The organism is Variovorax xiamenensis (assembly GCF_050916385.1).
GTDB lineage: Bacteria > Pseudomonadota > Gammaproteobacteria > Burkholderiales > Burkholderiaceae_C > Variovorax.
This window is the reverse complement of record NZ_CP139038.1, coordinates 3,667,076-3,677,056: the sequence shown is the minus strand read 5'-3', so window position 1 is coordinate 3,677,056 and position 9,981 is coordinate 3,667,076. Positions and strand designations below refer to the sequence as shown.

Here is a 9,981-nt window from a genome sequence, read left to right as displayed (position 1 = left end):
CAACTATTCCGGAGACATGAATGCAACGTAGCGATTTCCGCTTTTTCCACCGCCTGCGCGTACGCTGGGCCGAAGTCGACATGCAGAAGATCGTCTTCAACGCGCACTACCTGATGTACTTCGACACCGCCATCGCGGACTACTGGCGCGCGCTGGCGCTGCCGTACGAGGAGTCGATGCATGCGATAGGCGGCGACCTGTACGTGCGCAAGGCGACGGTCGACTTCCGGGCCTCGGCGCGCATCGACGACGTGCTCGACGTGGGCATGCGCTGCGTGCGCATCGGCAATTCGTCGATCGTGTTCGAAGGCGGGCTGTTCCGGCAGGACCAGTTCCTGGTCGGCTGCGAGCTGGTCTATGTGTTCGCCGATCCGGCTACGCAGACCTCGAAGCCGGTGCCGCCGGCGCTGCGCGAGGTGCTGCTGGGCTACGAGGCCGGGGAGGCCATGCGCACCATCGAGACGGGCGACTGGGCCACGCTGGGCGAGGGCGCCGGCGCGCTGCGGCGCGCGGTGTTCATCGACGAGCAGAACATTCCCGAGTCGCTGGAGTGGGACGAGCAGGACGCCGTGGTGCTGCATGCGGTGGCGCGCAACCGGCTCGGGCAGGTCATCGCCACGGCGCGCCTGCTGCCGGCAGAGAACGGCATCTCGCACATCGGCCGCGTGGCCGTGCATCGCAACCTGCGCAGCGGCGGCCACGGCGCCGCGGTGATGCAGGTTCTGGAAGACGCCGCCAGGGAACGCGGTGCCAACGTGGTCGCGCTGAACGCCCAGCGCAGCGCCGAGCGCTTCTACGTGCGGCTGGGCTATGTGCCGCACGGCGAAGGCTTCGAGGAGGCCGGCATCCCGCATATCGAGATGCGCCGGTCCCTTCTTTCTTCTTCCTCTCAGTAGCGGCTGGGCGGGTCCGGCACGTAGCCCGGGTCTGAGCCCGGGAATGGCGACGGGCCTGCCGGGCGCGGCCAGCGGGGAGGGGGCGGCACCGGGATCACACCGGCGGCGACGAGGTTCTCGCGGCTGTCGTAGCGGATGCGCACGACCTCGTCGGGCGACGACTGCGCGCGCTCGAAAGTCGTCTTGCCGACGTATGAAGTCTCGCGGCGGCCGTGAGCAGTGCCCAGGCTCGGGCTGGGTGCGGATTGCCGGGCCAGATTTCCGGAGGATTCGGCGGCCGCAGCGGGCGCGGCGCTGTCGGCTGCACCGGCCTTTGCCCGCGCATCGCCCTGGTACGACGACGATTCGCTGCGGCGCTCGCGTTCAGCACCATATCCGCCATATTCGTCGCGGCGCGGGAAAGGAGTGACGGGCGGAGGAGGCGGCTCGGGCATGCGCTCGCGGAACATCGCGACGCCGATCACGCCCACGTCATCGGGCCGGCCGGTACGGCTTGCGTAGGAGTTGCCGGCCGCCGCGAACTCGAAGGCCGCGATCTGCGAGTCGCTCTTGCGCCAGCCGGTGATGTCGCTGCGCTCGCGGCCACTGAACACGTAGCCGTTCTGCCCGACGCCCGCGGTCTCGCCGGTGACCACGTTGACGCCGTCGACGGACATCACGGCCATGATGCGTTCGCCCATCGCGTTGCGTGCCCGGATGGCGTAGCGCGCGCCGGGTCGGCCGGCCACCCAGTATTCGCCGCGATGGCGGTAGATCGGCAGCTCGGCGCCGGTGCCGCGATCGACCACGCTGATCTGCATCAGCGAGCCGATGCGGCTGGACGGCGTGGAGGGAACATAAGGTCGTTCCGAGGTCTGCGCGCAGGCCGAGAACGAAGCCACGGCGCTCAGGGCCAGGGCGGTGGAGAAGAGTCTGCGCTTCATGGTGTGTCTTCCTTGCCGGAGTTGATCGGTGCCGGCTTCTACGGCTCGGCAACGCCAACGGGGTTAGAAAACGCGCAAAAAAAAAAAATGGCGCCATCTGTTCGATAGCGCCGAACACCCGCTTACAGGGGCGTTGGGGGTAAGGGGTGCGCGGGCTCAGATGTCTTCGAGCAGCGGGTAGGGCAGCGGCTCGACAGTGAGCGCGGGGCCGTCGGCCGTGCCCGCGTGCAGGCCACCGGCCTCCAGTGCGGCGATCTGCATGGAGATCAGCGCGGACCAACCGCCATCGGGTGCCGGCGCGGCCTGCGCCACCGTGCCCACGGGCTGCTCAGCGTCGCCGGCGGCGAAGACTTCCTGGCCGACGGAAACCGGCGCATCGGCCTGAACGAGGTACGTGCGGCGCTTCAGCGTGCCGCGGAACTGGCTTCGCGCGACCACTTCCTGGCCGGGGTAGCAGCCCTTCTTGAAGTTCACGCCGCCCACGGACTCGTAATTGATCATCTGCGGCACGAAGGCCTCGATGACGGGCGTGGTCAGCGTCACGATGCCGCTGCGCACTTCGCTCCACTGCCAGAGGTTGTCGTCGAGCGTGGGACCTGCCGGGGCGGCATGGCCGGCCGGCGCGATCCAAAGAGCGCGCGGCACGCCGTCCGCCGGGTACAGCGACACGGCGCTGACTTCGTCGCCGATGGCGGTGCGCTTGCCGGGCGCGGCGGCAGCGTCGAGGCCATTGGCAGTCAGGGCTGTGCCGGCCAGGCCGTACAGCGCGTATTGCTCAGTGGCGTCGGTCAGCTTGGCCTTGGCGCGAAGCACATACATCGACAAGCGCTTGAGCGTGGCGGCCAGGATGTCGCGGCTGCACACCAGCAGGATCAGGTCGGGTTGCGGCTTGATGCCGATGAAACTTGCGATCACACGGCCCTTGGCGGTGCACAGCGCGGCGAGGCGGGCATCGGAGGCACCGAGCAGGGAGAAGTCCTGTGTGAGCTGGCCGTGGAGAAAACTGGCGGCGTCGGGGCCTTCGGCACGGATCACGCCGAGGTGGGAGAGGGCGGTCACCCCATTGAGAACGACAGTGGTCATCGCTGAATTATCATGGCCGGGCCTGTTCCTTCGGGGCGGCAGGGGCTCCAGCCCTGCGGTTCGCAAGGGCACCGTTTTCCTATCCGACGCCTCCGTCTTTTTCTCCGTCATCCCCACATCGGACTCGTGCGCAGCTTCTTCCTCACGCTTTTCCTGCTCGCCGCCCTGGCCGCGCTCGCGCTCGGCGGCGCCGGCCTCTGGTGGGTGCACCAGCCGCTCAGGCTGCCGGCGCCCAGCGTCGACCTGTCGGTCGAGCCCGGCACCACGCCGCGCGGCATCGCCCAGGCCGTGGCCGACACGGGTGTCGACGTGCAGCCGCAGCTGCTCTACCTGTGGTTCCGCGTCTCGGGCCAGGACCGCCAGATGCGCGCCGGCAGCTACGAGCTGGAGCGCGGCGTCACGCCCAAGCTGCTGCTCAACATCCTGGTGCGCGGCGAGGAGGCCACGCGCAGCGTGGTGCTGGTCGAGGGCTGGAACATCCGCCAGGTGCGCGCCGCGCTCGCCAAGGCCGACCAGCTCAAGCCAGAGAGCGTCGGCATGACCGACGAGGCGCTCATGGCCAGGCTGGGCAAGCCGGGCCTGCACCCGGAAGGGCGCTTCTTCCCGGACACGTATACCTATTCGAAGGGCTCGACCGACGTCGCGCTGCTGCAGCGCGCAATGCGCGCCATGGACAAGAAGCTGGAAGCAGCCTGGGCCGCCCGCGCCTCCGACTTGCCGCTGAAATCGGCCGATGAGGCGCTTATTCTGGCAAGCATTGTCGAAAAGGAGACAGGAAAGGCCAACGACCGTGCCGAGATCGCGGCCGTGTTCGTCAACCGCCTGCGCATCGGCATGCCCCTGCAGACCGACCCGACCGTCATCTACGGCATGGGCACCGCCTTCGACGGCAACCTGCGCAAGAAAGACCTGCAGACCGACACGCCCTGGAACACCTACACGCGCGGCGGCCTGCCGCCCACGCCGATCTCCATGCCCGGCAAGGCGGCGCTGCTGGCCGCGGTGCAGCCGGCGCAAAGCAAATCGCTGTATTTCGTGTCCCGCGGCGATGGCACCAGCCAGTTCAGCAGCTCGCTCGACGACCACAACCGCGCGGTCAACCGCTACCAGCGTGGTGGCGGCGACTCCAACAAACAGAAGGCGGCGACCCAATGAGTGACAACGGCCTGTTCCTGACGCTCGAAGGCATCGATGGCGCCGGCAAGTCCAGCCACCTCGACGCGCTGGAGGCGCTGTTCAAGGCTCAGGGCCGCACGGTGGTGCGCACGCGCGAGCCGGGCGGCACGCCGCTGGCCGAAACGCTGCGCGGGCTGATCCTCGAAAAGCCGATGGATCCGCTGACCGAATCGCTACTAGTGTTCGCGGCCCGTCGCGATCACATCGCGCAGGTCATCGAGCCGGCCCTGGCGCGCGGGGACGTGGTGCTGTGCGACCGGTTCACCGATGCCACCTTCGCTTACCAGGGCGCGGGGCGCAGCTTCGACAGCGCCGTTCTGTCGACGCTCGAGCAATGGGTCCAGGCGCAGGCGGGCACCCCCAAGCTTTTGCAGCCGAGCATCACGCTCTGGTTCGACCTGGCTCCCGAAATCGCAGCGCAGCGGCTGGCCGGAGCTCGTGTGCCCGACAAGTTCGAAGCCCAGCCGGTCGAGTTCTTCCGCCGCGTGGCACAGGGCTATGCGGACCGCGCGAGCGCCGACGCGCAGCGCTTCGTGCGCATCGACGCCAGCCAGACGCGCGAGCAGGTCTGGCAGCAGATCGAATCCGAGCTGACGGCGCGCGGCGTACTGGCGGGCGGAGGCGCCAGATGAGCGCCGAGGTACTCTCTCCCTGGCTGCGCAGGCCACTGACCGAACTGCTGCGCCAGCGCGGCCACGCCTGGCTGCTGCAAGGCCCGTCCGGCATCGGCCAATACGAACTGGCGCTGGCCCTTGCCTCCGCCTGGCTGTGCGAACAGCCCACGCAGGAGGGCGTCGCCTGCGGCAATTGCCCGAGCTGCCATTCCATCGAGGTGCGCACGCATGCCGACCTTTGCGTGCTGATGCCCGAGATCGCCATGCACGAACTGAGCTGGCCGCTCGACGAGAAGGCCCAGGCCGAGATCGACGACAAGAAGCGCAAGCCCAGCCGCGAGATCCGCGTCGAGGCGATGCGCGACGCGGTCGGCTTCGCCCAGCGCACCAGCGCGCGCGGGCGCGGCAAGGTGGTGCTGGTGTATCCGGCCGAGCGCATGAACACGATCACGGCCAACGCGCTGCTGAAGACGCTCGAGGAGCCTGTGGGCGACGTGCGCTTCGTGCTCGCCAGCGAGGCCGCCTGGCAGTTGCTTCCGACCATCCGCAGCCGCTGCCTGGGCTTCACGCTGCCCTGGCCCGAGACCGCCGAAGCCGAGGCCTGGCTTGCCGCGCAGGATATTCCTGCCGCCGATGCCGGCGCGCTGCTGCGTGCCGCCGGCGGCCGGCCCACCGATGCACTGAAGCTTGCGCGCTCGGGGCAGTCGCCGAAGGCCTGGGCGCTGCTGCCCAAGGCGATGGTGCGCGGCGATGTCGGCGCGCTTGCCGATCACGCACCCGCGCAAGCCGTCGGTGCCCTGCAGAAGCTCTGCCACGACCTGATGGCTGTCGGCAACGGCGCCGCGCCACGTTTCTTCGATGCCGCCGACCTGCCGGCGGCGCCGTCCAGGCTGGCGCTCGCGCGCTGGTCGAAGTCTCTCGCAGGCGCCGCGAGAACCGCGGAACACCCGTTCAATGCGGGCCTCATGCTCGAAGCGCTTGTGAGCGAAGCGCGAACCACCCTAAACTCTGCCGCTCGTCGCCCATGAACCAACCTGCCGCATCCGCTGCGCCCGCAGCATCTCCCACACCCGCCCGGCCGAGCGTCATCCAGCTCGCGATCAAGGAAAAGGGCGCGCTGTACGCGGCCTACATTCCGCTGTTCGCCGAGGGTGGCATCTTCATTCCGACCACGCGCGAATACCGGCTGGGCGACGACGTCTATGTGCTCCTCACGTTGCCGGAAGACCCGCAGCGTTACCCGGTGGCCGGCAAGGTGGCCTGGATCACGCCGTCGCGTGCCGCGGGCAACCGGGCTCCGGGCGTCGGCATCCGTTTTCCTTCCGACGAGAAATCGCGCCAGCTGAAGGCACGCATCGAGGCGGCGCTCGGCGGCTCGATGGCCTCCGACCGGCCCACGCAAACCATCTGAGTTTTTCGTCGTCCTCGTGACGCGGAACTCGTTCGACGGCGCCACCCTCCCATACAAGGCCCGACAGCCCGGGCCAGGGCCAGACAAGGACAAGCGCCGCGCACCCCACCATTTCCGATGTTCACAGACTCCCACTGCCACCTCACGTTTCCCGAATTCGCGGGCCAGATGCCGCAGATCCGCGCCGCCATGGCCGCCGCGCAGGTCGACCGGGCACTCTGCATCTGCACCAAGCTCGAGGAATTCGACGAAGTGCAGGCCCTTGCCGCCAGCTACGACAACTTCTGGGCCAGCGTGGGCGTGCACCCCGACAACGAGGACATCGCCGAGCCCACGGTCGAAGACCTGGTGAGCCTTTCCGCTCGGCCGCGCGTGGTCGCCATCGGCGAAACCGGCCTCGACTATTACCAGATGGAAGAGCGAAAGGGCGGCCGCAGCATCTCCGACCTGGAATGGCAGCGCGACCGCTTCCGCGTGCACATCCGCGCAGCCCGCCAGACCCGCAAGCCGCTGATCATCCACACCCGCGAAGCCTCGGCGGACACGCTGGCGATCCTCAAGGAGGAGGGCGAAGACGCCTCGCCCGGCGCGGCCGGCGGCGTTTTCCATTGCTTCACCGAGACCGCCGAGGTGGCGCGTGCCGCGCTCGACCTGGGTTTCTACATCTCGTTCTCCGGCATCCTGACCTTCAAGAAGGCACAGGACCTGCGCGACGTGGCCGCCTTCGTGCCGCTCGACCGCATGCTGATCGAGACCGACAGCCCGTACCTCGCGCCGGTGCCGTATCGCGGCAAGACCAACAACCCGTCGTACGTGCCCTACGTGGCGCAGCAGATCGCCGAGCTCAGGAAGATGCCCGTAGAGGCCGTCGCCCGGGTCACGAGCGACAATTTCGAAGCATTGTTCAGGGAAGTCAAATCATGAAAAATTACTTCAAGAAGTCGATCTATCTCATTGTCATTGCTGCATCTTTTGCAGCACATGCCGGTTCGTTCGAAGACTTTTTCCGGGCCGTGCGCGGCGACAACGCCAGCGGTGTCAGCAACCTGATCCAGCGCGGTTTCGACCCCAACACGCGCGACGAACATGGCCAGACGGGCCTGCTGATCGCGCTGCGCGAGCCGTCGCCGAAGGTGGTCAAGGTGCTGATCGATGCGCCGCAGACCGACGTGGACATCGCCAGCCCGAAGGACGAAACCCCGCTGATGCTGGCCGCGATCAAGGGCCAGCAGGATGTGGTCGCCCAGTTGCTCAAGCGTGACGCTGCCGTCAACAAGACCGGCTGGACGCCGCTGCACTACGCGGCCACCAGCGGCCAGATCGCGATCATGAAGACGTTGCTCGAGAACTTCGCCTTCATCGATGCGCAGTCGCCCAACGGCAGCACGCCGCTGATGATGGCGGCCATGTACGGCTCCAACGACGCCGTGAAGCTGCTGCTGGAAGAGGGCGCGGACACCACCATGAAGAACCAGCTGGGCATGACCGCGGTCGACTTCGCGAACAAGGCGAACCGCTCGGAAGCCGCGTCGATGATCGCCGCGGCCGCCAATGCGAAGGCCAACGCGGCCAAGGCGATACCGAAGGACGGCAAGTGGTAGGACGCTGAGAGCGTCCTTCAGCGCGGCTGCTGCTGCGTCGTGCAGTGGATGCCGCCGCCGCCCGCGGCGATCGCGTCGATGTCGAGTTGAACCACCTCGCGGCGCGGGAACAGCTCGCGCAGCAGCGAACGGGCATTGCCGTCGGCCCGCGAGTCGCCGAACTGCGGCGCGATCACCGCGCCGTTGCACACGTAGAAATTGATGTAGCCCGCGGCGAACTCGGGCGTTTCGAGCTTCCGGCGGACCGATTCCGGCCCCTTGAGCACTTCCACGCGCAGCCGCTGGCCGCGGGCGTCGGTGGCCTGCTTCAGGATTTCCAGGTGCCGGCGGGTCACGGCCCGGTCGTAGGAATCGGGGTCTTCGTCGAGGCCGGCGACCACGACGCCGGGCGAGGCGAAGCGCGCATAGAAATCGGTGTGGCCGTCGGTGATGTCGCGCCCCGCGATGCCCGGCAGCCAGATGATCTTGCGCAGGCCCAGCAGCCGCTTCAGCTCGGCCTCGAAGGCCTCCTTGCCCAGGCCGGGGTTGCGGTTGGCGTTGAGCACGCAGCTCTCGGTGATGATGGCCGTGCCTTGTCCATCGACCTCGATGCCGCCGCCCTCCAGCACGAGCTTGGTACGCAGTCGCTGCACCCCGGCCGCGCCCGTCACGTACTCGGCGACCTCGGCGTCGGCCTCGTGCTCCTGCTTGCGACCCCAGCCGTTGAAGTTGAAGTCGACCCCGGCCCACTGGCCAGAGGCGCCGCGCACGAACACGGGCCCGGTATCGCGCATCCAGAGGTCGTCGACCGGCTGCACTTCGAATTGCACCCGGTTGCCGCACAGGCGAGCGGCGAGGTCGTGGTCTTCCTCGTTCACCAGCATGCGTACCGGCTCGAAAGCCGCGATGGTGCGCGCGATGAGCGCCAGGTGCTCGCGCACCGGCTTCAGCAGGCTGCGTCCCCAGACTTCCTCGTTGGGGCCGAAGGACATCCAGGTGGCACGGTGCGGCTCGCCCTCGTCGGGCATGTGCCAGGACTCGGCCCCTGCCGCCATCGACGGCACGGCCAGGCCCAGCGGCGCGAGGCTCAGACCGCCCAGCAGGCGGCGGCGGGTCAGGGTAGGGAGCGTGGAGCGCATGTCGGTGTCCTAGGCGGGTTCCTGCTGCGTCGTGCAATGAATGCCGCCGCCGCCCGCGGCGATGGCGTCGATGTTCAGCTGCACGATCTGGTGGCTGGGCAACTGGGCAGCCAGCGCGTTGCGGGCGGCCTGGTCGGCGACAGCATCGCCGAATTCGGGCAGGAAAAGTGCCTTGTCGGTGATCAGGAAATTCACGTAGCCGGCGGCGAAGTCCTTGCGTGCGAACTCCGGGCGCACCTTGCCCGGCGTTTCCAGCACCACGATCTGCAGGGCGCGGCCGCGTGCGTCGGTGGCTGCGCGCAGCAGTTCCAGGTGGCGCCGTGTCACCTTGTGGTCGAACGAGGTGTCGTCGTTTTCCAGCGCCGCGACGATCACGCCCGGCTTGATGAAGCGGGCGTAGAAGTCGGTATGGCCGTCCGTGATGTCGCGATTGACGACGCCCGGCAGCCAGATGATCTTTTCCAGGCCCAGCAGTCGCTTGAGCTCGACTTCAGCGTCGGCCTTGCTGACGCCCGGATTGCGGTTGGCGTTGAGCACGCAGCTCTCGGTGATGATGGCCGTGCCTTCGCCGTCGACCTCGATGCCGCCGCCTTCCATGACCAGCTTGCTGCGCAGCAGCGGCACTCCGCTCAGTTCGGCCATGCGCGCAGCCACGGTGGCGTCGCGGGCGTGCGGCTGCTTGTTGCCCCAGCCGTTGAAATTGAAGCTCACCGCGGCGCGCTCGCCACGGGCATTGCGCACGAAGACGCAGCCTGTATCGCGCATCCAGAGGTCGTCGATCTCGTGCTGGATGAGCTGCACGTTGGAGCCGCAGAGCTGCCGGGCGGTGGCGAAATCTTCCGCACCCACCAGCATCTTCACGGGTTCGTAGACGCTGATCGCGTTGGCGATGCGGGCCAGGGCCTGCTGCACCGGCTGACGCATGGGCGCGGTCCACACGGATTCGCGAGCCGCGAAAGCCATCCAGACGGCGCGGTGAGGCGCGCTTTCATCGGGCATCCGCCAGCCGTCGGCAGGTTGCGGGGAAGGCGAGGGGGCGTTCGAGGAGGGCGTGGGAAAAGGGGCTGGCATGGGGAAAAGGGCCTGGGAGCCGTTGCCGCCACCGCCGCCGCCACATGCGCTAAGGATTCCGCTCATCAGTCCGAGGCTGCCAAGGCCC

Annotated in this window: 11 protein-coding genes; 7 read left to right on the top strand and 4 right to left on the bottom strand. The window is 68.1% G+C overall.

Features of this window, described 5'->3' with window-relative positions; translation table 11 throughout:
• Window positions 1–20 precede the first annotated feature (20 nt).
• Complete coding sequence (locus SFB74_RS16750; protein WP_432725305.1) at window positions 21–896, top strand: YbgC/FadM family acyl-CoA thioesterase; 876 nt, start codon at window positions 21–23, stop codon at window positions 894–896.
• Here the strand turns inward: SFB74_RS16750 and SFB74_RS16745 are convergent.
• Together SFB74_RS16745 and SFB74_RS16740 are read right to left on the bottom strand one after the other, a co-directional pair.
• Window positions 890–1,819 (bottom strand): hypothetical protein, encoded by a 930-nt coding sequence (locus SFB74_RS16745; RefSeq protein ID WP_432725304.1) that lies wholly within the window; start codon window positions 1,817–1,819, stop codon window positions 890–892. The genes SFB74_RS16750 and SFB74_RS16745 overlap by 7 nt on opposite strands.
• A 156-nt stretch (window positions 1,820–1,975) precedes the next feature.
• Window positions 1,976–2,902 (bottom strand): YgfZ/GcvT domain-containing protein, encoded by a 927-nt coding sequence (locus SFB74_RS16740; RefSeq protein WP_432725303.1) that lies wholly within the window; start codon window positions 2,900–2,902, stop codon window positions 1,976–1,978.
• 126 nt (window positions 2,903–3,028) lie between these two features.
• Here SFB74_RS16740 and mltG point away from each other — a divergent pair, with 126 nt between their 5' ends.
• The 6 genes from mltG to SFB74_RS16710 all read left to right on the top strand — a co-directional run bounded on the left by mltG (window position 3,029) and on the right by SFB74_RS16710 (window position 7,704).
• The gene (gene mltG / locus SFB74_RS16735) at window positions 3,029–4,057 is read left to right on the top strand and encodes an endolytic transglycosylase MltG (RefSeq protein ID WP_432725301.1); all 1,029 of its coding nucleotides are present in this window, start codon (window positions 3,029–3,031) and stop codon (window positions 4,055–4,057) included.
• A complete protein-coding gene (gene tmk / locus SFB74_RS16730) occupies window positions 4,054–4,710 on the top strand; it encodes a dTMP kinase (protein WP_432725300.1) in 657 nt (218 codons plus the stop codon). The genes mltG and tmk overlap by 4 nt, the downstream gene beginning before the upstream one ends.
• Window positions 4,707–5,720 carry a DNA polymerase III subunit delta' gene (locus SFB74_RS16725; RefSeq protein ID WP_432725299.1) on the top strand — a complete coding sequence of 338 codons (1,014 nt, stop codon included), beginning with the start codon at window positions 4,707–4,709 and terminating at the stop codon, window positions 5,718–5,720. The genes tmk and SFB74_RS16725 overlap by 4 nt, the downstream gene beginning before the upstream one ends.
• Window positions 5,717–6,103 carry a PilZ domain-containing protein gene (locus SFB74_RS16720; protein WP_432725298.1) on the top strand — a complete coding sequence of 129 codons (387 nt, stop codon included), beginning with the start codon at window positions 5,717–5,719 and terminating at the stop codon, window positions 6,101–6,103. The genes SFB74_RS16725 and SFB74_RS16720 overlap by 4 nt, the downstream gene beginning before the upstream one ends.
• A gap of 117 nt (window positions 6,104–6,220) precedes the next feature.
• A complete protein-coding gene (locus tag SFB74_RS16715) occupies window positions 6,221–7,027 on the top strand; it encodes a TatD family hydrolase (protein ID WP_432725297.1) in 807 nt (268 codons plus the stop codon).
• Entirely contained in the window at window positions 7,024–7,704 is a 681-nt protein-coding gene (locus tag SFB74_RS16710; RefSeq protein ID WP_432725295.1) for an ankyrin repeat domain-containing protein, read from the top strand. Before SFB74_RS16715 ends, SFB74_RS16710 begins: the two co-directional genes overlap by 4 nt.
• A 17-nt stretch (window positions 7,705–7,721) precedes the next feature.
• On the opposite strand, the gene SFB74_RS16705 is transcribed toward SFB74_RS16710, so the two are convergent.
• Together SFB74_RS16705 and SFB74_RS16700 are read right to left on the bottom strand one after the other, a co-directional pair.
• Entirely contained in the window at window positions 7,722–8,738 is a 1,017-nt protein-coding gene (locus tag SFB74_RS16705; protein WP_432731947.1) for an agmatine deiminase family protein, read from the bottom strand.
• A 93-nt stretch (window positions 8,739–8,831) separates the two neighbouring features.
• Complete coding sequence (locus tag SFB74_RS16700; protein WP_432725294.1) at window positions 8,832–9,893, bottom strand: agmatine deiminase family protein; 1,062 nt, start codon at window positions 9,891–9,893, stop codon at window positions 8,832–8,834.
• Window positions 9,894–9,981: the final 88 nt, after the last annotated feature.

Coding starts and splice junctions, on each gene's coding strand:
- SFB74_RS16750 (WP_432725305.1), top strand. CDS start 21: ATGCAACGTAGCGATTTCCGCTTTTTCCACCGCCTGCGCGTACGCTGG.
- SFB74_RS16745 (WP_432725304.1), bottom strand. CDS start 1,819: ATGAAGCGCAGACTCTTCTCCACCGCCCTGGCCCTGAGCGCCGTGGCT.
- SFB74_RS16740 (WP_432725303.1), bottom strand. CDS start 2,902: ATGACCACTGTCGTTCTCAATGGGGTGACCGCCCTCTCCCACCTCGGC.
- tmk (WP_432725300.1), top strand. CDS start 4,054: ATGAGTGACAACGGCCTGTTCCTGACGCTCGAAGGCATCGATGGCGCC.
- SFB74_RS16725 (WP_432725299.1), top strand. CDS start 4,707: ATGAGCGCCGAGGTACTCTCTCCCTGGCTGCGCAGGCCACTGACCGAA.
- SFB74_RS16720 (WP_432725298.1), top strand. CDS start 5,717: ATGAACCAACCTGCCGCATCCGCTGCGCCCGCAGCATCTCCCACACCC.
- SFB74_RS16715 (WP_432725297.1), top strand. CDS start 6,221: ATGTTCACAGACTCCCACTGCCACCTCACGTTTCCCGAATTCGCGGGC.
- SFB74_RS16710 (WP_432725295.1), top strand. CDS start 7,024: ATGAAAAATTACTTCAAGAAGTCGATCTATCTCATTGTCATTGCTGCA.
- SFB74_RS16705 (WP_432731947.1), bottom strand. CDS start 8,738: ATGGCGGCAGGGGCCGAGTCCTGGCACATGCCCGACGAGGGCGAGCCG.
- SFB74_RS16700 (WP_432725294.1), bottom strand. CDS start 9,893: ATGCCAGCCCCTTTTCCCACGCCCTCCTCGAACGCCCCCTCGCCTTCC.